The 19,513-nt window shown below is 43.8% G+C and carries 24 protein-coding genes and 2 tRNA genes; 18 read left to right on the forward strand and 8 right to left on the reverse strand.

Annotated features, from left to right (window positions below; all coding sequences use genetic code 11):
• The 4 genes from nusA to ABH008_RS00520 all read right to left on the reverse strand — a co-directional run bounded on the left by nusA (position 1) and on the right by ABH008_RS00520 (position 2,603).
• On the reverse strand, positions 1-1,512 hold the full coding sequence (gene nusA, locus ABH008_RS00505) for a transcription termination factor NusA (protein WP_347987919.1): 1,512 nt from the start codon (positions 1,510-1,512) through the stop codon (positions 1-3).
• The gene (gene rimP / locus ABH008_RS00510; protein ID WP_347987920.1) at positions 1,502-1,987 is read right to left on the reverse strand and encodes a ribosome maturation factor RimP; all 486 of its coding nucleotides are present in this window, start codon (positions 1,985-1,987) and stop codon (positions 1,502-1,504) included. The genes nusA and rimP overlap by 11 nt, the downstream gene beginning before the upstream one ends.
• Positions 1,988-2,123: 136 nt before the next feature.
• Positions 2,124-2,199 (reverse strand) — tRNA-Phe (locus ABH008_RS00515).
• Between the two features lie 328 nt (positions 2,200-2,527).
• Positions 2,528-2,603: transfer RNA gene (locus ABH008_RS00520), tRNA-Phe, on the reverse strand.
• Positions 2,604-2,768: 165 nt separating this feature from the next.
• Between ABH008_RS00520 and ABH008_RS00525 the strand changes: the two genes are divergently transcribed.
• Both ABH008_RS00525 and dhaK read left to right on the forward strand, forming a co-directional pair.
• Positions 2,769-3,587, forward strand: coding sequence for an HAD-IIA family hydrolase (locus ABH008_RS00525; protein WP_347987921.1), 819 nt, complete (start codon positions 2,769-2,771; stop codon positions 3,585-3,587).
• 24 nt (positions 3,588-3,611) lie between these two features.
• Positions 3,612-4,598, forward strand: coding sequence for a dihydroxyacetone kinase subunit DhaK (gene dhaK / locus ABH008_RS00530; RefSeq protein ID WP_347987922.1), 987 nt, complete (start codon positions 3,612-3,614; stop codon positions 4,596-4,598).
• A 27-nt stretch (positions 4,599-4,625) separates the two neighbouring features.
• Here dhaK and ABH008_RS00535 read toward each other — a convergent pair whose 3' ends face one another.
• From ABH008_RS00535 to ABH008_RS00545, 3 genes are all read right to left on the reverse strand, one after another.
• Positions 4,626-5,576, reverse strand: coding sequence for a lysophospholipase (locus ABH008_RS00535; protein ID WP_347987923.1), 951 nt, complete (start codon positions 5,574-5,576; stop codon positions 4,626-4,628).
• A 361-nt stretch (positions 5,577-5,937) separates the two neighbouring features.
• Positions 5,938-6,399 carry a GNAT family N-acetyltransferase gene (locus tag ABH008_RS00540; RefSeq protein ID WP_347987924.1) on the reverse strand — a complete coding sequence of 154 codons (462 nt, stop codon included), beginning with the start codon at positions 6,397-6,399 and terminating at the stop codon, positions 5,938-5,940.
• A gap of 44 nt (positions 6,400-6,443) precedes the next feature.
• Positions 6,444-6,797, reverse strand: a complete 354-nt coding sequence (locus tag ABH008_RS00545; RefSeq protein ID WP_347987925.1) for a GFA family protein — start codon at positions 6,795-6,797, stop codon at positions 6,444-6,446.
• A gap of 319 nt (positions 6,798-7,116) precedes the next feature.
• On the opposite strand from ABH008_RS00545, the gene nifE reads away from it, so the two are divergent.
• From nifE to ABH008_RS00605, 12 genes are all read left to right on the forward strand, one after another.
• A complete protein-coding gene (nifE, locus tag ABH008_RS00550; RefSeq protein ID WP_347987926.1) occupies positions 7,117-8,556 on the forward strand; it encodes a nitrogenase iron-molybdenum cofactor biosynthesis protein NifE in 1,440 nt (479 codons plus the stop codon).
• A gap of 1 nt (position 8,557) precedes the next feature.
• On the forward strand, positions 8,558-9,955 hold the full coding sequence (nifN, locus tag ABH008_RS00555; RefSeq protein WP_347987927.1) for a nitrogenase iron-molybdenum cofactor biosynthesis protein NifN: 1,398 nt from the start codon (positions 8,558-8,560) through the stop codon (positions 9,953-9,955).
• The gene (nifX, locus tag ABH008_RS00560; RefSeq protein ID WP_347987928.1) at positions 9,946-10,431 is read left to right on the forward strand and encodes a nitrogen fixation protein NifX; all 486 of its coding nucleotides are present in this window, start codon (positions 9,946-9,948) and stop codon (positions 10,429-10,431) included. The genes nifN and nifX overlap by 10 nt, the downstream gene beginning before the upstream one ends.
• A gap of 116 nt (positions 10,432-10,547) precedes the next feature.
• Positions 10,548-11,021 (forward strand): NifX-associated nitrogen fixation protein, encoded by a 474-nt coding sequence (locus tag ABH008_RS00565; protein WP_347987929.1) that lies wholly within the window; start codon positions 10,548-10,550, stop codon positions 11,019-11,021.
• Between the two features lie 11 nt (positions 11,022-11,032).
• Entirely contained in the window at positions 11,033-11,248 is a 216-nt protein-coding gene (locus ABH008_RS00570) for a CCE_0567 family metalloprotein (protein WP_347987930.1), read from the forward strand.
• Between the two features lie 9 nt (positions 11,249-11,257).
• Positions 11,258-11,572: a ferredoxin III, nif-specific gene (gene fdxB / locus ABH008_RS00575; RefSeq protein ID WP_347987931.1), complete on the forward strand. Its 315-nt coding sequence runs from the start codon at positions 11,258-11,260 to the stop codon at positions 11,570-11,572.
• A 51-nt stretch (positions 11,573-11,623) separates the two neighbouring features.
• The gene (locus ABH008_RS00580) at positions 11,624-11,947 is read left to right on the forward strand and encodes a (2Fe-2S) ferredoxin domain-containing protein (RefSeq protein WP_347987932.1); all 324 of its coding nucleotides are present in this window, start codon (positions 11,624-11,626) and stop codon (positions 11,945-11,947) included.
• A 2-nt stretch (positions 11,948-11,949) separates the two neighbouring features.
• On the forward strand, positions 11,950-12,456 hold the full coding sequence (locus ABH008_RS00585) for a hypothetical protein (RefSeq protein WP_347987933.1): 507 nt from the start codon (positions 11,950-11,952) through the stop codon (positions 12,454-12,456).
• The gene (locus ABH008_RS00590; RefSeq protein WP_347987934.1) at positions 12,453-12,848 is read left to right on the forward strand and encodes a hypothetical protein; all 396 of its coding nucleotides are present in this window, start codon (positions 12,453-12,455) and stop codon (positions 12,846-12,848) included. Before ABH008_RS00585 ends, ABH008_RS00590 begins: the two co-directional genes overlap by 4 nt.
• Complete coding sequence (locus ABH008_RS00595; RefSeq protein WP_347987935.1) at positions 12,845-13,810, forward strand: DUF364 domain-containing protein; 966 nt, start codon at positions 12,845-12,847, stop codon at positions 13,808-13,810. Before ABH008_RS00590 ends, ABH008_RS00595 begins: the two co-directional genes overlap by 4 nt.
• Before the next feature lie 12 nt (positions 13,811-13,822).
• The gene (locus ABH008_RS00600; protein ID WP_347987936.1) at positions 13,823-14,266 is read left to right on the forward strand and encodes a hypothetical protein; all 444 of its coding nucleotides are present in this window, start codon (positions 13,823-13,825) and stop codon (positions 14,264-14,266) included.
• A 1-nt stretch (position 14,267) separates the two neighbouring features.
• Positions 14,268-15,503: a (Fe-S)-binding protein gene (locus tag ABH008_RS00605; RefSeq protein ID WP_347987937.1), complete on the forward strand. Its 1,236-nt coding sequence runs from the start codon at positions 14,268-14,270 to the stop codon at positions 15,501-15,503.
• A 27-nt stretch (positions 15,504-15,530) separates the two neighbouring features.
• On the opposite strand, the gene ABH008_RS00610 is transcribed toward ABH008_RS00605, so the two are convergent.
• Positions 15,531-16,103 carry a TetR/AcrR family transcriptional regulator gene (locus ABH008_RS00610; RefSeq protein WP_347987938.1) on the reverse strand — a complete coding sequence of 191 codons (573 nt, stop codon included), beginning with the start codon at positions 16,101-16,103 and terminating at the stop codon, positions 15,531-15,533.
• 114 nt (positions 16,104-16,217) lie between these two features.
• Between ABH008_RS00610 and ABH008_RS00615 the strand changes: the two genes are divergently transcribed.
• From ABH008_RS00615 to mltB, 4 genes are all read left to right on the forward strand, one after another.
• Positions 16,218-16,871 (forward strand): glutathione S-transferase, encoded by a 654-nt coding sequence (locus tag ABH008_RS00615; protein WP_347987939.1) that lies wholly within the window; start codon positions 16,218-16,220, stop codon positions 16,869-16,871.
• Positions 16,872-17,173: 302 nt separating this feature from the next.
• Complete coding sequence (locus tag ABH008_RS00620) at positions 17,174-17,452, forward strand: hypothetical protein (RefSeq protein ID WP_347987940.1); 279 nt, start codon at positions 17,174-17,176, stop codon at positions 17,450-17,452.
• Positions 17,453-17,675: 223 nt separating this feature from the next.
• Positions 17,676-18,221, forward strand: coding sequence for a hypothetical protein (locus ABH008_RS00625; protein WP_347987941.1), 546 nt, complete (start codon positions 17,676-17,678; stop codon positions 18,219-18,221).
• Positions 18,222-18,328: 107 nt separating this feature from the next.
• Positions 18,329-19,486: a lytic murein transglycosylase B gene (gene mltB, locus ABH008_RS00630; RefSeq protein WP_347987942.1), complete on the forward strand. Its 1,158-nt coding sequence runs from the start codon at positions 18,329-18,331 to the stop codon at positions 19,484-19,486.
• The last annotated feature ends 27 nt before the right edge of the window (positions 19,487-19,513 follow it).

Genomic DNA, 19,513 nt, shown 5'->3' on the forward strand with positions numbered 1-19,513 from the left:
TTAACCCTTGTCCTCTGCAAACCAAGATTCGCGGGCTTTCATGATTAGTTTACCGGCACGCTCTTCAGTCATGCCAGAAAATTCGATGATGTCGTCAATCGCCTGTTCGGCTAGATCATCCATAGTGACGATCCCTTTAGCGGCTAATTCGTGCGCCAATTTGTCGTCCATATCTTCCATCGCCAATAATTCATCGCTAGGAACAGATGTCTCTATTTTTTCTTCTGAGGCTATGGCTTTTATCAATAAAGCATCTTTGGCACGACTACGTAAAGCCTCAACCAATTCTTCATCGAAACCTTCAATTTCCAGCATTTCTTCTACTGGTATATATGCAATTTCTTCGATATTGCTTAACCCAACCTCTACTAATACCGCGGCAATTTCTTCATCGACATCCAACAATTCAATAAATTCTTTTATGGCTTTTGATTTAATAGCATCTAGATTTTTGTCTACCTGTGCCGAGTCGTGAATATTTAACTCCCAACCCGTTAATTCAGTGGCCAGTCGCACGTTTTGACCGCCGCGACCTATGGCTTGAGAAAGGCTATCTGTAGAAACAGCTAAATCCATACTGTGCTTGTCTTCATCGACCACTATTGATTGAATTTCCGCAGGCGACATGGCGTTGATGACAAATTGTGCTTCATTGGGATTCCATAAGATGATATCCACCCTTTCGCCAGCAAGCTCATTGGAAATAGCTTGTACTCTTGAGCCACGCATACCCACACAAGCGCCAACAGGATCCAATCGCGGATCGTTAGCCTTAACAGCAATTTTAGCCCTAGAGCCAGGATCCCTTGCGGCACCCATAATATCAATCATGCCTTCGCCAACTTCAGGTACTTCCAGTCGAAACAAGGCAATTAACAATTCCGGCGCAGTACGGCTAACAAATAACTGTGGCCCGCGTGACTCAGAGCGTACCGACTTTAAATAACCGCGAATACGATCACCCATACGCACTGGTTCCTTGGGAATCATATCCTCGCGAGCAATATACGCCTCGACATGTCCACCTAGATCCAGATAAACACTACCTTTTTCCAGACGTTTAACTATACCCGTAATTAATTCGCCCACTCGATCCTGATAAGCATCGACAATTTTTTTACGTTCCGCTTCACGAACTTTTTGAATAATAACTTGCTTAGCCGTTTGTGCTGCAATCCGGCAAAAAGCAACGGACTCTATTTCCTCTTCAATAAATTCGCCCGCTTTTATATTGGGCTCTTCCATTTGCGCGGCTTCTAGCAGAGTCTGCGAACCGGGAAATTCAACATCACCATTAATATCTGGATTAGGCTCTACTACCTGCCAACGACGGTAAGTAACATAATCACCTGTGTGGCGATTAATTGAAACTCTAACCTTAATCGGATTTTCGTAACGCTTTACAGTGGCAGCTTCCAAGGCTGATTCAATGGCCTGAAAGATAAGTTCCTTATCAATTTCTTTTTCATTAGCAAAAACATCTGCTACCAATAGAATTTCTTTATTTGCCATTGCGACCTCCTTTAGATATTAAATATTCCGGTACTAAGCGAGCCTTGCTCATCACCTGGAATGGAATTCTTAAAATCTGCTCACCTTCTTGTAGCAGAACATCGTCACCTTCAACTGCGTGAATTTGACCCGTTAATTTTTTACGTTTATCGATGGCACTAAACAAATTAATAGTGACTGTACCACCAATATAATGTTGAAACTGACTGAGTTTAAAAAAAGGCCTATCAGCACCAGGAGACGATACTTCTAACTGATAATTCCCTTGAATGGGATCTTCCACATCCAGAACACCACTTAGCTGATGACTCACTTTGCTGCAATCATCCACTAAAATACCGTTCTCGCTATCAATGTAAACACGTAACAGACCATGCTGCGGATGCGGATTGTATTCAATACCCACACACTCGTAGCCAAGACCTTCCACAATTGGTTCTATCAAATCTACCAAATGCTCAGGAGCCTGCTTCATTTACACCTCACCTTTTTAAATCCCAAAAAAAAAGAGCCCACGGCTCTTCCCTAAACAATAACTCTGCTGACTAATTCAATAGCCCACAAAATAAAAAACCCCATAAAGGGGTCGTTTAAAAAAACCAACCAAGACATGGTGCCCAAGGACAGAATCGAACTGTCGACACGAGGATTTTCAGTCCTCTGCTCTACCGACTGAGCTACCTGGGCGGTATTAATCTTGAAAATAAAATTACAGCTCGTAAACAGTTTTGTAAAAAACAAATACTCTGTAAATAATATAACTAATAAGGAAAAAACCTTACTGCAAGTCAGTACGACAATTCTAACTGAATTTTCTTGAAATGTAAAACCAATTTGCATTAACCTGAATAATCATCCGGCAAAAAAATAGGTTTATTTTCAGAGGGCTTAATTATGTTGCAATGTGGAGGGCTTGCAGGAGAAATTAAAAACTGACATAAACCAGTTAACTTTGCAGCCTGATGTGCCAAAGCAACTGTAGGAGCTTTGGCACCACCCGGATTGCTTATCTTAATGGTGCCCAGGGGCGGAATCGAACCGTCGACACGAGGATTTTCAGTCCTCTGCTCTACCGACTGAGCTACCTGGGCGTCAAGAGCCGCGTATTAGACTAATTAATGCTCTACAAGTCAAGTTTATTAGCAGAATATTAGCTGATAACTGGACAGTAACGACTATTCTATGCAATTCTTTTGCAAAAAATCAGTCGGGCCAAGTTAATTACAGGCACCCAACCCAGCAGCCGAGACAAAACTATGCAAAACTTTACCGATATACGCGCACTCATCATCGATATGGATGGCGTGCTGTGGCATGGCGACCAGCCACAGGCTGGTTTAGTCGAATTTTTTCAAACTTTGCGCGACATAAAACTACCCTTTGTTCTGGCCACCAATAATGCCAGCATGACTGCCCAACAATACGTGGAAAAACTGGCAAAAATGGGGGTTTGTGTTGCCTTAAATGAAATTTTAACATCAGGTATGGCAACCGCACTGTTTCTTTCAAAACACTATCATCCTGAACACACCCGTGTGTTTGTCATTGGCGGTATTGGCGCTCGTCAACCTTTAATTGATCTGGGTTTTACCCTAACAGGTTTATACGAAACCAACCCAGAACAACGCGCCCAACTGGTAGTGTGCGGACTAGATAGAGACTTATCCTGGGATAAATTAGCAACGGCTACTTTAAACATTCGCGCAGGCGCCTATTTTATTGGTACCAACGGCGACATTTCCTTACCAACTGAACATGGCGTTACTCACGGCAATGGCGCCATACTGGCCGCCCTGCAAACTGCAACAGGCGTTGCCCCCACCATTATCGGCAAACCCGAACCGATTATCTACCAACAGGCCATGGAATTATTAGGAATAGACATGGACTACACCATAGCCATTGGCGACAGACTAGATACCGATATACTTGGCGCAGTCCGCGCTGGTATCCGCAGTCTGATGGTGTTGAGCGGAATTTCCAATGAAAATGACCTAAAACACGTTGAATATTCCCCAACCTGGATCAGACAAGACATTCGAGATATAACTCGTATGCTGCGTGAACTGACCTAAAACTATTATTTGGGCACGACTCATATGAAAAAATTTATCGACTCGATAGAAAACTTACTGGAAACCAGCTTGCAAGGCTTTGCCAAGGCACACGCAGATATTGTTAAGTATCATAATGATCCGCGCTTTGTACAGCGTAAAACAGGCAAAACAGACAAAGTCGTCATCATTTCTGGTGGAGGTTCTGGACACGAACCACTGCATAGCGGTTTTGTGGGGCTTGGTATGCTCGACGCAGCCTGTCCCGGCCAAATTTTTACCTCTCCTACTCCAGATCAGATGCTGGCAGCAGCACAAGCTGTTGACGCTGGTCAGGGCGTACTTTTTATAGTCAAAAATTACGCCGGCGATGTAATGAATTTTGAAATGGCTGCAGAAATGCTAGATCTACCTAATGCCACGGTACTGATTAACGATGATGTTTCATTACCGAAGAACCATAGTATAGGGCGACGCGGGGTGGCTGGTACCTTAATTGTAGAAAAAATAGTGGGTGCCGCCGCAGAACAGGGTGCAGATCTGGCTACCTGTAAAGCACTGGCTGAACGCGTAAATGCGGCTACCGCGTCAATGGGGGTCGCCTTAACTAGCTGTACAGTTCCAGCATTGGGTCACCCCACTTTTATATTAGCGGATGATGAAATTGAATTAGGTGTTGGCATTCACGGTGAACATGGTCGAGAAACCACTAAACTTGTATCCGCCAGCCAAATAGTCGAACGACTTTCGGGACATATTCAAGAAGAACTGAACCCGCAACCCGGCCAACAAGTTTTATTGCATGTTAATGGTTTTGGCGCCACCCCAATGGTTGAACTGCATTTAATGTATGCGTTAGCTTGGGAGTTTTGGCAACAGCGCGGTTTACAGATATCCCGCTCATTAGTCGGCAATTACACCACCTCACTGGATATGGCAGGCTGTTCCATTACCTTATGCCTACTGGATGATGAGATGCTCAACTATTGGGATGCACCTGTAAATACTGCCGCTTTACGTTGGGGTTGTTAATTGGACAACAACTGCGCGCTGTTAATGCTATTCAACATGCTCAGATTGGCTAGTTAACAATTGCTTTGCCCAAACATCGGCACCAGAAGGTAGCTGCTCTGGCGTGTTATTAATCCAGGCATCAATATCTTGCCAAGTGGTGGGTGCCTGCAAATCGCGTAATAGCATGTGATAGCCATTTCGATAAATTGCCACCGTTTTTTCCACCTCATAGGTTGCCAGAAATCGCTGCAAAAATGCATAAGTGGGTTCCTTAGGAATAATTTCATCCTTTTCACCATAAAGCATCAACGTATTGACGCGTAGCGAAGTGGCACTTTCAAATGCAGCATCCATTAAATCAGTTAAACCGTAGACCGTTTCTATCCGTGTAGCTTTGATAACCAAAGGATCACGCCCCATGGCGCGCAGCATATCGATATTGTCCGATGCCATTACATGCACACCTCTGCCAGTCAAGGTTAACCAGGGCATGCTGTGTGCGAGGGTCCACAGTAAACCCGTTTGATACCACGGCATAGTCGATCTGGCCCATAGTGCCGGAGCAGCGAGAATAATACCAGACACTTCCGGCATGTCTGCCTGACGCATGGCAGTAATAACAATGGCCCCTCCCATACTTTCGCCCAGCAGATACAGGGGGTAAGCAGGATAACGCTGCTTAACCAGCCTGACTAAATCCTGTAAATCTTTTACATATGCCTCATTGCCTGCCCATAAACCCCGCTGGGGAGCTGCACCAAAACCGCGTTGATCATAAGCAAAACAAGCAATACCGTGCTGACTGAAATAGGCACCTGGCAAATCAAAGAAATGACTATAATCGTTGAAACCGTGCAGGGCGATGATTACTGCATGGGGTTCATTTTTTGGTAACCATTGCCTTAATGGCAAACTGGCTCCATCTTCGGTAAGGTATGCTTGCTCACTAAGCTGGGCGTTACTTGTTTTGGTACCTGGCGGATAAGTCATAGGCATACATGCAGCTTGCATAAGCAGCAATAGGGCAAGCAGCAGGCGACTCAATCTAAATTGGCGCAAAACTAAAGTACAGTGCAATTTCATAGTATTCGCTAATTATCGGCAGTAGTCTTTTTTATAGCTAAGTTACTGACAAAAAATCACTCATTATCTGTTGTATTTACGAATATAAAGCAGAAAGTTTGGTGCCTAAGCTCTGTCGTGAATATCCTCCAATAGGCTTAAGTCAGCTTATCATCACCTAAATCACAGCCCAAACACACCAACACCAAACTCAAAATGTTCGCAATCTCCAAGTAACATCAAGAGCAGTTCGCGATTACGATATTCCTGAACCAACTCAGTTATAAATGAGTGCTTAAGATTTATTTAGTTCAATAATCATAACCGTAACTCTATGTCCATAATAAACCTGCTGTGAAAAAACTTGCCAGCCTAATTTTTCATAAAAGCCGACTCTATCTGTAAAAAGATAAAGCGTGTCGATACCCGCCTGTTGAGCTTTTAGAGCTACATGCTTAACCAAACGACTACCCACCCCCTTATTTCGGTATTCAGGTGCCACAAACACACTCGCCAACCAGGGACTCAAACCCATCTCGGTATCCATATCGTTAGCGACAATGGCCGCCGAGCCGAGTAACACTTCGTTTTTTGCGATAAAAGTGGTGGGTATAAAATCGGCACTCAGATAAGATTGCATATAGACAATGCGTTTTTCAATGCTATCACCAGGATTGAGAGCATACCATTGCTGATGATGCCATTCGGCCAATGTTGGCAAATGCTCAGGCTCGTCTTTAAGATCTAAAATTTGCATAGTAGAGGACTCAGTTAAGATTACAAATGTGTCTAATTCCACATTTACAGTGATGCGCCATCGAAAACATCATACTCTAGTGCTAATGCATCTATGTCGGCAATACATCCTATATTGATACGAAAATGACTGGGTTTTCGAAGCGATTCATTAAAGGTATAGATACCGCATTTATTACAAAAATAATGTTTAGCGACCTGACTGCCAAATTGATAGGTTGCCATACAACTATTCTGCACTTCATACTTAAGTGCAGATGGATCAAGCAAATAATCCGTCATAATGGCCCCTTTGCGCAGACAAATTGAACAATTACACTTCAAACCGCGCACAATTTCAGCACCCCTAAATGAAAAACGAATACCGCCACAATGACAACTTCCTTGGTATTCTTTCATTTTAATTCTTGGATAGATAAGGGTAAATTTTCGTATGATTATACCCCTACTACAATGGTGCAGAACAACACCTTATCAGTTGCGTGTTGCAGAGCACAAATTTTACTTTTTCCTTATAACAAATCGGACTGACTACTAGAAATTATATACATGACACAATGACTGCCATACAAACCTTTGTAGCCTCACGCCCAACACCTGCACACACCTTTGTAGCATTTGCGACAAGAATATAGCCCACAAAACAAATAAAAATCAATGATTTAATAAATGGCATACGCGTTGCATTGTTAAATACAACAAAGCGAGGTGTGTTGCCATGAAATCGAGCAAAGATATTGCAGAAATGTTAGACGAACCGGCTTGTGAGCATAACAAGAAGGAAAAGTCCGGCTGTTCCAAACCCAAACCGGGTTCGGCTGCAGGTGGATGTGCTTTTGACGGTGCGCAAATTGCACTGTTGCCAATTGCCGATGTGGCCCATATCGTTCATGGCCCGATTGCTTGCGCAGGTAGCTCTTGGGATAACCGTGGCACTCGATCTTCGGGTGCAGAATTGTATCGAATTGGCATGACCACTGATCTTACCGAGCAGGATGTAGTAATGGGACGTAGTGAAAAGCGTCTGTTTCATTCAATTAAGCAAGCCATTGATACTTACAATCCACCCGCAGTATTTATTTACAACACCTGCGTACCCGCTCTGGTGGGGGACGACATTAATGCCACCTGCAAATCGGCTACTGAACGCTGGGGTGTACCGGTGGTACCGATCGATTGCGCGGGTTTTTATGGCACCAAAAATCTAGGTAACCGCATTGCCGGTGATGCCATGCTGAATTACGTGATCGGCACTCGTGACCCAGACCCTTTGCCACCTGGATCAGAACGCCCCGGAATTAAGGTACACGATGTAAATCTGGTGGGTGAATACAATATCGCTGGCGAATTTTGGCATGTGTTGCCGTTGCTGGATGAAATGGGCTTGCGGGTTCTGTGTACCTTATCTGGAGACGCACGTTTCCGTGAAGTGCAAACCATGCACAAAGCCGAAGTCAATATGATGGTGTGTTCTAAAGCGATGGTGAATGTGGCCAGACGTTTACAAAAAGACTATGGCACTCCTTGGTTTGAGGGCAGTTTTTACGGCATTACTGATACCAGTCAGGCCTTGCGTGACTTTGCCAGAGTGATTAACGACGCTGATTTAATTAGCCGCACAGAAGCCATTATTGCTCGTGAGGAAGCACGCATACGTATCGAATTAGAACCTTGGAAACAACGTTTACAAGGTAAGCGGGTGTTATTGTTTACGGGTGGCGTGAAAAGTTGGTCGGTAATCTCAGCTTTACAGGATTTGGGCATGGTGGTGGTGGCTACCGGCACCAAAAAATCGACCGAAGAGGATAAGGCACGTATTCGCGAATTGATGGGCGAAGATACCTTAATGATAGAAGATGGCAGCCCTAAAGCATTGCTGCAAATAGTGCGTGATTATAAAGCCGATATTTTAATTGCTGGTGGCCGGAATATGTACACCGCTTTAAAGGCGCGCATACCATTTCTGGATATCAATCAGGAACGCGAGTTTGGTTACGAAGGCTATCAGGGCATGCTGGAGTTAGTACGGCAATTAGCATTGACAATGGAAAGCCCGGTTTGGTCGGCAGTAAGAGCCACACCGCCCTGGAAAACAGCAAGAGTGAAAGTAACAGAATCGGCAGTAGCACTCGACTCACTACAAACACAGGCGGCTTGATATGGCGGAGATTATTAAACGTAATAAAGCAATGTCGGTTAATCCACTAAAAGCCAGTCAGCCTATGGGCGGCTCTTTGGCCTGCTTGGGTTTTGATCGGGCCATGCCAATTTTGCATGGCTCACAAGGTTGTACAGCTTTCGCTAAAGTGTTTTTTGTTCGACATTTTCGTGAACCTATCCCCTTACAAACCACAGCGATGGATCAGAGTAGCTCGGTATTGGGTGCAGATGAAAATGTCATAGAAGGCATTAAGGCCATCGCGGAAAAGTCTAATCCAGCCTTGATTATGGTGTTAACCACAGGCTTAGCCGAAACACAGGGCGCGGATGTACATCGCAATGTGCGTGAATTTCGGGAAAGATATCCAGAATATCAGCATGTGGCGGTGGTAGCAGTTAATACTCCCGATTTTACTGGCTGCGTGGAAACAGGTTATGCCGCTGCTGTGTATGCATTGATTGATGCCTTGGTGCCAAACGCTGACACAGCGGGAACAAAAGCGGGAAATCGTCAGCGTCAGGTTAATGTTTTGGTTAGCCCGATGTTAACTCCAGGCGATCTGGAAGCCTTACGGCATTTGATTGAACAATTTAATTTGCGTCCAGTATTGATACCCGATATTTCAGAATCTCTGGATGGCAGCCTGACCGAAGATGAATTCTCGCCAGTCACCATCGGTGGCACCTCTATTTCTGAAGTATATACTCTGGGCGAAGCCGTCGCCACTTTGGTGATAGGAGCATCTCTACAAAAAGCGGGAGATTTACTGCAGGAAAGAACTGGGGTGCCTAGCTATCAATTCGATCATCTGTATGGTTTACAGGCCAACGATACACTCATCATGGCTTTGGCGGAAATCAGTGCCCAACCCGTTCCGGCCATTATAGAGCGACAACGTGCGCAATTACAGGATGCCATGTTGGATACACATTTTATGTTAGGACAACTACGCATAGCTATTGCCGCAGACCCAGATCAATTAAATGCGTTTATTCATTTAGTGAATGGTATGGGGGCAGAGGTGGTAGCGGCAATAGCGGCAGCAAATACACCGGTGCTGGCAACTGCGCCAGTTAAAACTATCAAAATTGGCGACCTAGAAGATTTGGAGTTGCTGGCCAAACAAGGTAAAGCGCAATTGGTTATCGGCAATTCTCATGCGGTTGCCAGTGCTGAACGCTTAGGGATACCTATACTACGTGCTGGCTTTCCACTGTATGACATGATAGGTGCCTATCAAAAAACCTGGATTGGTTATCGCGGCACCCGACAAGCATTGTTTGACCTGGCCAATTTGGTGATCAATTTTGCACATGAAGAGATTGAGGTTTATCACTCGCCGTATGCGCAAAAGCCCGCTTCTGAACGTCATACCTGCTCACCAACATGTCATTAACTCGCCGCATGCATATTGTGCATCATCACGAACAAAGGATGCTTATGGAAACAGCTATTAAAGTGGCTTTTGCCACCTCCGATATGGCGCACGTCAATCAACATTTTGGCTCCGCTCAATGTTTCGCCTTATATGCGGTTGATCCAGAAAATGCGCAAATGCTGGAAGCCTTACAGTTTGGCGAACTATCACAGGATGGCAATGAAGATAAATTGTCAGTGAAACTGCAATTACTGGAAGGCTGCGCAGCAGTATATTGTCAGGCGGTGGGAGCCTCTGCAATTAAACAAATCGTGGCGCACGGCATTCAGCCTATTAAGGTACATGAAGGCTGTACCATTAAAGACTTAGTCGGTGACTTGCAAAACGAGATGAAGTCAGGCCCATCCAGTTGGCTGGCTAAAGCGATCAATCAGCACAAGGGACCCAACTCACAACGCTTTGATGAAATGGAAAATGAAGGCTGGCAGGAGTAAATCTAAGTATTGCATAAATCAACTCTGGTCAGCAAAAACGCAGACCAACTACCTACTAATTATTAACCAAGCGGGCAACCTGGTTTGCCTACATTTAACATTGACAGGAGAATTTTATGACTCAAGCTGCACTAGCCGTTGAAATCGGCAACCCACTAATGAGTTCGGATGTGGTGCTAGCCATGCTCAAACAATTACGGGCAATAGACACATATGACAGCTATGAAGGCTGGTCTGAAGAAAAAATTATCGATCCAATCATTTTAACCAAAGAACGTAAACGCGAAATCCCCATCGTCGGCGATCCTGATGAAATTACCCTGGCACGAGTAAAAGCCTATTACAACAGTATTGCTACCTTGGTTGAAAAACAAAGCGGCTTGTTGGCAGTACCTGTAATCAATATTAGCCATGAAGGTTTTGGCAGGGCATTTGTGTTGGTTGGCAAATTAATAGTCGTGGATAAAATTCTGCGGGATGTACATCGCTGGGGATTTCCAAGTCTGGAAGATATGGTAGAAAAAACTGAACAAACAATTAGCAAAGCGGTTAGCCTGATTGAGCAATACCGAGAAGTCGCAGAGGCTTAATGGGGGTGCTTATGACAGAAGAAGAACTTAAAAAACTGGAAAAAGATGTAAAAAAAACCAAACGATTAGCCAGTGAACAGGCCATGGAGTTACACGATTTAATTGAAGATCGTTTGCCCGATGCCTATGCTGAATTGATGGGAATTGCTCAAGCTACTTTTGATGCATGCAAAGCGTGGGATGAAGCGAATAAAAAATTCATGGCCGCTAGTGGCGGCGCAAGCTAAGAGGCGATTATGACTGAATTTGTAACCGGAACAACTTTTGGCGGAACCGTATGGACGCCCGCGTATGTTACTGACTTAAATGCACGTACCTGCATTGGCTGCGGTCGTTGTTTTAAAGTGTGTCCACGCGATGTTTTTGATCTGGTAGATAGGGATGATGTCCTTGAAGCAGAAGATTTTGGCGATGATTATGCGGATTTTGAAGATGACGACAATACTCAGGTAATGGTTTTGAAAAATGCTGCCGATTGTATTGGTTGTGAGGCTTGTTCAAAAGTGTGTCCAAAAGATTGTTTTACGCATCAGCACAAGTCACTAACCTAAACGCTATATTCGTTTTGATTTAATCGAGTCCAAATGTAAGGAGTCTTTACCATGCCCAAACCTAATAAACACGTATTTGTGTGTACTCAAAACCGCCCTGAAGGGCATCCTCGCGGCTCTTGTGCCAGCAGTGGTTGCGCTGAGGTTATGAATGAATTTATGAACGAAATCCAAAATCGTAACTTGTTTGAACAAATTGCGTTGACCAATACTGGGTGTATGGGCCCCTGTATGTTAGGACCAAGTGTATTGATCTACCCAGACGGCGTTATGTATGGGCGCGTTAGCAAGGCGGACGTAAAAACAATTATTGATGAACATTTATTAGGTAATAAGCCAGTAACAGCGCTGCAAGTGCCGGCCGAGGTGTGGTAGGCATGAGCCAGCTCACCTTGCTGGAAGACCGGGTATTATTCAGTCCAAATTTACCGGAAGCAGTTAATAATCTATTGCAAGCAGGTGTGCTGGCAAATCATGCAGATAGACCACGTGCTGAACAGCTGTTTAAACAAGCCCAGCAATTGGATAACAACTGTCTGCAAACTTATTTTGCCTTGTATAAATTTTATTTTTATCAGGGGCGCTTACAGGAAGCCGAAAATCAGGTTTTGGCGGGGCTTGAGGTTGCGGCTAAACAAGCGGGTTTGCCCGGAGAGTATCGGCTGCTGGCGCTTGAGGTAAATTGTTGGGATATGTATGCCAGCGAAACCCGTCTATTTTATTTGTATACTTTAAAAGCGCTGGCGTTTATAAAATTACGTCAGCAACACACATCTGAAGCGCAACAGATTTTGACACTTTTACGTGAGATTGATCCTGAAGATCGCTGTGGCGGTTCAGTTATCATGCAGTTAGCGCAAGCCTTAGATGAGGAATCAGTATGACTATAAACGCTCAAATAGCTGACCATATTGCAGAAAAACAAACCTATGGCGATGCTGTATGTCAGAAAATTTGTCAGGTTATCACCAAGCTGGGGTTCCCGACTACTGTCCACCTTAACCTTCCCGTATTTACTGCAGCAGAATTTACTCTGGTCACTGATCCTTATACTCAATCAAAAGATTTAGTGGGCTACTGGTATGCTGAAAATAAAATGCGTATTGGCCAAATCCGTTTTAATGGTGATGGCAGTTTTTACGCAGAATTTGATATAGTACAACCTCACCCCAGCAAAAAACAGTGGTTTGTTGAAGCCATTAATGCCTGGGGCAAACAAGATAATATAAAAGCTGAAGCCAAATTATTGGAAATTCCACAAGAAGCACCGGTATGAGCAGCCCAAAACGCCTTTATGAATTATTATTGGATTATTGCAGTGCCGAAGCCGTAATCGATAATATTATCATCGGTTTGGTATGGACACTATGCCAACGCAGAGATTGTTCTTCAGCGGGCCTAGCCATGAGCCCAGGACTTACCACGCGCACTTTACCCTGGTCGGGTACTCTGTTGGATAAACCCGTTATTGATCTGGCGGCCTGGATATTAGAATGGGAACCGTACAAAGCCACGGTAGCCATGGCGGTAATCAATAGCTGTATCAATAGCAGACCATTACCCGAATCACTGGTGCTGGACAGTCACGCAGAATTCCCCAATTTAGCCGTTTTCGATCATTTTTTGCCACAATTACAAGGCAAAAAAGTCGTGGTCATTGGCCGCTATCCCGGTATAGAGCGCTATGAACAGTATATGCAGCTCAATATACTGGAACGGCAACCCAATGCCTGTGACTTACCCGATTCTGCCTGTGAGTTTTTGCTACCACAAGCCGACTGGGTATTTTTGACAGCCAGCACTATTCCCAACAAAACCTTTCCACGATTAGCAGAATTATCGCAAAACGCAAAAACAGTATTGATGGGGCCAACCGTACCCTGGCTGCCACAATTACATGAATTTGGCATAGATTATCTGGCAGGCGTAGAAGTGTATGACATTAAAAGCTTACAACAAACCATTGCGCAGGGTGGTGGGGTACGCATCTTTGGTCATGGCTTACGCTACCGTATTGCAGAACTTGCACCGACAGCCAGCATGAGTTGGTTACAGCAGCAAATTGCCAGTTGCGTAGCCGAAAAAAACCGGATAAGCGCAGAAATGGAAACATGGTATGCATCTGGAGTTACTTCACGATATCCGGCTTATCATCTTCTGGAACAGGTGAATACTCGTTTGTCGCGCATGGATAGCAGTTACAAAACACTGTGGGATCAGCATGCCACCGCAAATTAGTTGACTTAAGGCATGGCTGCGCTGACTCCGTTTAATAAGTATCGCTTATTGTTGTATTACAAAGGCAATATCAGCGCCTTAACCTTATTTGCCCAACAAGCCAGTGGCAGCATATGTTTTCCTGATGCCTTACCTGCTTTATCAGTGGCATTGGAGGAAAATGAAATGGCGCATAACAAGGTAAGCATGCATCCAGCCGCTTTGGTCAATACTATCAACACAGCCTGGCACCTCAACAAAGATTTACTGAGCGTTGAATCTGGATTTAGCGAGCAGATAGATGCCCCTGGCGGCATTATTACTGTTTATATGGCACGTTTTAATGTCCTGGATCCTCCACATAAACTACTGGCTAATCAACATTGTCAGCTGAAAACCTTGCCGGAACTACGTGGCAGGCCTCCGGCAGAAATGGAGTTATTACGCCGCGCTTATGTAAAAGTAATGGAAGGTTAATATGTTCGACTTCATGGATATGGATTTTGCAGACTCCTCTGCACTGCCAACCAGCACTGGCCCCTATATTCCAGATGCCAGCGAATGTATGCGTTGCGGCATGTGTGTCAGCAGTTGCCCGACTTTTCGCTTACTAGCTGTTGATGAAGAAACACCTCGGCGGCGTATCCGTACTATCAATAAACTATTGATTGAAGACCAAGCCATCAGTGCCGATGAACAACAACATTTACTAAACTGTCTGCAATGTAGAGCTTGCGAAACGGTTTGTCCCAGCCGTATGGCTTATGGGCAACTGTTTGATCAGGCTCTATTGGCACTTAAGCGCACACCGACGCGTCTGGCCAAGTGGGGATTATGGTTAATCACTTATAAAAAGTGGCGGCGCAGACTGATGCCTGTGTTGGCAATCTATCTGCGCTCGGGTTTGCGTAAGCCACTACAGCGCAGTGGCTTATTAAGAAAATGGGCATTAGCAGAGGCAGAAGCCTTACTTACGCCTCCGGCACTATCCAGTTTGGCTGCATATTATCCAGGTAAAAATACTAATCGTGGTCAAGTAGCCTTGTTTACTGGCTGTATTGCTGAACATTTTGATCGTGAAACCTTGCAAGCCAGCATTAGAGTACTGAATGCGATGGGTTATGAGGTATTAGTCCCCCCTCAACAAGTGTGTTGCGGGGCCATTCATCAGCACAATGGTTTACCCGCTGAAACGATGATGGCGAAAAATATGGCAGTTTTTAATGCATTGTCTGTTGAAGCTGTGCTTTATACCGCCACAGGTTGCGGAGCAATGTTAGCGGATTACCAATCTGATGATAATCAGCAAAGCGCACACTTTAAACAACGCTTGCAAGACATTAATGACTTTGTACTTAAGCATTGGCCGCAGCAATTAAACTTACGTCCACTCAAAGAGAAAGCTGCGGTACACGAACCTTGCAGCCAACGTAATGTGCTAAAAAACACCACAACAGTGTATGCCTTGCTGGCAAAAATTCCCGACTTACAAATTACTTCGTTAGCCGATAATTCGATTTGTTGTGGTGCAGGTGGAAGCTACATGCTCAGCCATCCAGATAACGCTGCTAAGTTGCTGAGCATGAAAAAACAAGTCATAGCGGCTGCCGAAGCAGATATATTGGTGAGTAGTAACTTTGGTTGCACGACATTTATGCATACCGATACGCAGAAATTATTACACCCGATGTGTTTGCTGGATAGGCAACTATAAGTTTAGCCAAAAGCGTGGATACACGCTTTATCGATTGTTATCCACACTACAATTAATCAAAACTTCCGCAGCGTTGTATGCAGAACGCATAGCGTGAGAATTGGATTGCAGTTGCCCACTGACAAGAGCCCCTGTAATCAATAGAGTAAGCTGTCGTGCAAGTTCTGCAGGTTCCTGTGCACCCGCCTGTTCTGCCAACACTGTTAGTTGCGTGCAAAACGACTCATAGAAAGCAGTTGACGCCTGTTGGATAGGACTGCTGGCATCAGCACATTCGGCTGTGGCGTTGAAGAACGGACAACCCCGAAATTCAGGGCTAGCAATTAATTCGGCAAAAATTTCGAAGATTAATAGTAGTTTTTGCCTGGGCGTACATTGCCGCGCAGCAAGACCCACTAACAGCATATTTTGCATTTTTTCTGCACTTTTATGCAGATACGCCAACACCAAATCGTCTTTAGATGGAAAATATTTGTACAGACTCATTTTGGCAATGCCACTGGCTTTGACAATAGCGTCTATGCCTGTCGCTTTTATGCCATGACTATAGAACAGCCCAGAAGCAATTTGCAAAATATGGTCATGGAGATTTCGGGACATTAGCAATACATCAAAAAAATATTTTGCAACTATACAGAACAGTATGTATAGTTTCAATAGACAGACCGGTCTATACAGTCTGTTTTTTTAATGTCACTAAAAAGGAGAAAATAGATGATTACCCTGTACGGTTTTGCCATTAGCAACTATTACAACAAAGTCAAACTGACTTTATTAGAAAAAAACATCGAATTTATCGAAGTAACAGTTACCCCAAGTCAAGACGCAGCCTTATTAGAACGTTCACCACTGGGAAAAATACCTTTTATTAAAACCGAGTCTGGACAATATTTATCGGAATCACAAGCGATAGTGGAATATCTGGAAGATGCTTACCCGGCACACCCACTCTGTCCGGCCGATAGCTATGAACGCGCAAAAACCCGCGAATTTATTCAGCATCTAGAATTGAATGTAGAACTGATTGCCCGCCGTATTTACATGGAAGCTTTTTTTGGCGGCAAGGTATCAGATGAAGTAAAAGAAGACGTAAAAACCAAAGTCGAAACCGGTTTGAAAGGTTTAACCAGGCTATTAAAGTTAGCACCGTATGCCTTGGGCGAACATTTCAGTGTCGCAGACATAGTGGCCTGGCCACATTTGCAACTGATAAGTGCATCCACCCAGATTATTTATGGCAAAGACTTAGTCGCTGAAATTATTCCTGGTATAGATGCCTATTTCAAACAAATGGAAGGTCGCCCGCATGTGCAAAAGGTGGCTAGTGATCGCACTTTAGCATTGGCTCAGTTTTTACAGAAAAAATAAGTTTACCCAAAGGATGTCATAAAATCGGACAAAGTGCCTTAGGTTTTTAAACAAGAGTTTGCGAATCTACTGCATAAACACTAACTTTGTCTAACATGGAAATCGTCCAATATTGGGTTGGACGATTATCTTGAACACATCAAATGTTAACGCTCTACATAAATACCCATACAAACCAAGGCGAGGCTACGTGAAATTTTAGTATTGCTCCCAGCAAATATAGCTTTTACCGAAACTTCAACTATGCTAAAGATAATGTATTTTATCAGTAATATTGACGACGCTAATTGGGTGTATCTCATTTGAAAATTAATCTCGCACACATTAGAGAACGAGCAACATCAGGCGGCTGGATAGATTTTGTCGTTTTTGAAGCAAAATCGGCTGCCACGGGTGAGAGTGGCAATGCAAATTTGCTTGCTCTGCTTACTAAAAAATCCAGAGCATTAGGACTGAAAGTTGATCAATCTGCACTGGCTTATAGTCACAATGGGCGTATACAGTACTATGGAACCAAAAGCCTAGTAGACTATCTTTCACGGAGTAGTTTACCTAAATGGACACATGAAATTGATATTTAGCTTAAACAAGTGATGACATTACGCAATTAATTGTTAATTATATTTCCTGTACCCTATCTTAATTTAACGGTTGTTATGAACAGGAATGCATCCACTATCCTTCATATTCAACCATTGCTGAATAGCACACTTTGACATTTATCTACCTTTGCCTTGACAATTGCAATTTTGCAGGAAGAATGCGCTATTTCCTTACAATAATAACAATACTCGGAGACAGGTGATGGACATAAATAATAGCGTTGAAATTCCTTCAGAATATATAGGTAGCGTTGATATCGGCTCAATATCGGCTATTGTAGATTTATGGTATGAAATGATGCTGGACGATTATCGAGTTAATCGATTTTTTTATAGCAGACCCATAGCCGAACAATCCGCACCTTTAAAAACATTTCTTGCTGCTGCATTGGGCAGTAATAAGCATAGCTCCACTGATTTGGCCACTTTATTGGGTGATTATTTTATGGCAGCCTTTGCACGAGGTAACGCTCACCCTAGCTTGGTTACTGGTAACGATTTTGCTTTTCTGCTGGATGTCATTGGTGGACGGGAAATTCGTACCGTTACCTTAATTTGCGATGCACATTCACATCTGTTCAAACTCGGTCCAGACGATGAGAATTATGATGTGGTGTTAGAAATTTTAGCCTCCACCCTAAAAAAACTGAACCTCGCCGAACCACAAGCCACTAAAATAATGGCTATGGCAGAAGCAGCCAGAGACGCTGTACTGGCTAGAGGTGCTTTAGTTTTGCAGGCCGCCTGATTTATATCTGCACAGGGATGTGATTATCAGAGCAGGATTTTGTATACTGCTATTTATTAGCCGGTTCTGCCAATTGCGGACAAAATTTTTGCACTGACTTTTCACTTATGCCTATCACAGATTTATTTGCGTTTAATAAATTATCTTTATGCAAAACCAGCAATTTACTATTGTTAGTTCTTTTGGTTGGCTGCGCAAATCCGCCGATAAAACCAGGTGATAACTCTATCGCAGTGCAAACTAATTTGCCACCCACCAGCATTCAACCATCAAAACAGTTAAATCCTACTGTCGGTGCTTACCATGCCAGCGCCCTAACAGGAGATTATGCTGCTTACCCTGCCTTAAAGCAGTTTATAGAAGATATGTCTCAAAAACATGGCTTTAAGCGCGAGTATTTATACGGTTTATTTTCGCAAGCGAAACGTAAACAATGGACTTTAGATTATCTGGCTAAATCTGATCAGGGCCTAAAAGGAAAACCAGCCAAAGGCGGTTGGACTCGCTATCGCTCACAATTTCTTGATGATCACCATGTTAATGGTGGTATCGCATTCTGGCAAAAATATAGTTCCGCTTTGCAACGCGCTCAACAACAGTATGGTGTTCCACCGGAATACATTTTGGGTATCATTGCCGTAGAAACTGGTTTTGGTGCAAATGTGGGTAACCATCGTATTCTGGATGCACTGACCACTTTAGGCTTTGATTATCAGCGTCGTGGTGAGTATTTCCGTTCCGAGCTGGAAAACTTTTTAATCATGACCAATAATGAAAGCATAGACCCTGCAAAACCGGTGGGGTCTTTCGCAGGTGCTATGGGTTTGGGACAATTCATGCCCAGCAGCTTTCTAAAATGGGCTGTAGACCATAATGGTGATGGTCGCCGTGATTTATGGAATCCTGAAGATGCTATCGGTAGCGTGGCTAATTATTTTGCTCAACATGGTTGGCAAGCGGGTAAACCAGTGGTCAGTCCTACTCGTGGCTATTTGTCTGGTGTAGAAAATTTAGAACCCGGCATAGATCAACAATACTCGCTGAGTACATTACAACAAGCTGGTGTAACACCGGTAAGCCATTGCCCATGTGATTATCCATTACGCCTTTTATTGTTAAGACATGATCACAATGATGAATATTTGCTTGGTCATCCTAATTTTGTCACTATTTCCCGTTATAATCATAGTACTTACTATGTTATGGCTGTTCATGAATTAGCCCAAGCTTTTAAAAATAGCTCTAACACCCTTGCGAAAAAATGATCATTATCAAATCTGTATGAAATTTGT

This window comes from Methylomonas sp. AM2-LC (genome assembly GCF_039904985.1).
Taxonomy (GTDB): Bacteria; Pseudomonadota; Gammaproteobacteria; order Methylococcales; family Methylomonadaceae; genus Methylomonas.

Excerpts from the sequence above, each read along its gene's own strand:
- ABH008_RS00585 (WP_347987933.1), top strand. The coding sequence starts at position 11,950 with ATGAGCCAGCTCACCTTGCTGGAAGACCGGGTATTATTCAGTCCAAAT.
- dhaK (WP_347987922.1), top strand. The coding sequence starts at position 3,612 with ATGAAAAAATTTATCGACTCGATAGAAAACTTACTGGAAACCAGCTTG.
- rimP (WP_347987920.1), bottom strand. The coding sequence starts at position 1,987 with ATGAAGCAGGCTCCTGAGCATTTGGTAGATTTGATAGAACCAATTGTG.
- nusA (WP_347987919.1), bottom strand. The coding sequence starts at position 1,512 with ATGGCAAATAAAGAAATTCTATTGGTAGCAGATGTTTTTGCTAATGAA.
- nifN (WP_347987927.1), top strand. The coding sequence starts at position 8,558 with ATGGCGGAGATTATTAAACGTAATAAAGCAATGTCGGTTAATCCACTA.
- ABH008_RS00540 (WP_347987924.1), bottom strand. The coding sequence starts at position 6,399 with ATGCAAATTTTAGATCTTAAAGACGAGCCTGAGCATTTGCCAACATTG.
- ABH008_RS00570 (WP_347987930.1), top strand. The coding sequence starts at position 11,033 with ATGACAGAAGAAGAACTTAAAAAACTGGAAAAAGATGTAAAAAAAACC.
- ABH008_RS00605 (WP_347987937.1), top strand. The coding sequence starts at position 14,268 with ATGTTCGACTTCATGGATATGGATTTTGCAGACTCCTCTGCACTGCCA.
- ABH008_RS00600 (WP_347987936.1), top strand. The coding sequence starts at position 13,823 with ATGGCTGCGCTGACTCCGTTTAATAAGTATCGCTTATTGTTGTATTAC.
- ABH008_RS00595 (WP_347987935.1), top strand. The coding sequence starts at position 12,845 with ATGAGCAGCCCAAAACGCCTTTATGAATTATTATTGGATTATTGCAGT.
- nifX (WP_347987928.1), top strand. The coding sequence starts at position 9,946 with ATGTCATTAACTCGCCGCATGCATATTGTGCATCATCACGAACAAAGG.
- ABH008_RS00580 (WP_347987932.1), top strand. The coding sequence starts at position 11,624 with ATGCCCAAACCTAATAAACACGTATTTGTGTGTACTCAAAACCGCCCT.
- ABH008_RS00610 (WP_347987938.1), bottom strand. The coding sequence starts at position 16,103 with ATGTCCCGAAATCTCCATGACCATATTTTGCAAATTGCTTCTGGGCTG.
- ABH008_RS00590 (WP_347987934.1), top strand. The coding sequence starts at position 12,453 with ATGACTATAAACGCTCAAATAGCTGACCATATTGCAGAAAAACAAACC.
- ABH008_RS00545 (WP_347987925.1), bottom strand. The coding sequence starts at position 6,797 with ATGAAAGAATACCAAGGAAGTTGTCATTGTGGCGGTATTCGTTTTTCA.
- ABH008_RS00615 (WP_347987939.1), top strand. The coding sequence starts at position 16,218 with ATGATTACCCTGTACGGTTTTGCCATTAGCAACTATTACAACAAAGTC.
- ABH008_RS00535 (WP_347987923.1), bottom strand. The coding sequence starts at position 5,576 with ATGCCTATGACTTATCCGCCAGGTACCAAAACAAGTAACGCCCAGCTT.
- ABH008_RS00525 (WP_347987921.1), top strand. The coding sequence starts at position 2,769 with ATGCAAAACTTTACCGATATACGCGCACTCATCATCGATATGGATGGC.
- fdxB (WP_347987931.1), top strand. The coding sequence starts at position 11,258 with ATGACTGAATTTGTAACCGGAACAACTTTTGGCGGAACCGTATGGACG.
- mltB (WP_347987942.1), top strand. The coding sequence starts at position 18,329 with ATGCCTATCACAGATTTATTTGCGTTTAATAAATTATCTTTATGCAAA.
- nifE (WP_347987926.1), top strand. The coding sequence starts at position 7,117 with ATGAAATCGAGCAAAGATATTGCAGAAATGTTAGACGAACCGGCTTGT.
- ABH008_RS00565 (WP_347987929.1), top strand. The coding sequence starts at position 10,548 with ATGACTCAAGCTGCACTAGCCGTTGAAATCGGCAACCCACTAATGAGT.
- ABH008_RS00625 (WP_347987941.1), top strand. The coding sequence starts at position 17,676 with ATGGACATAAATAATAGCGTTGAAATTCCTTCAGAATATATAGGTAGC.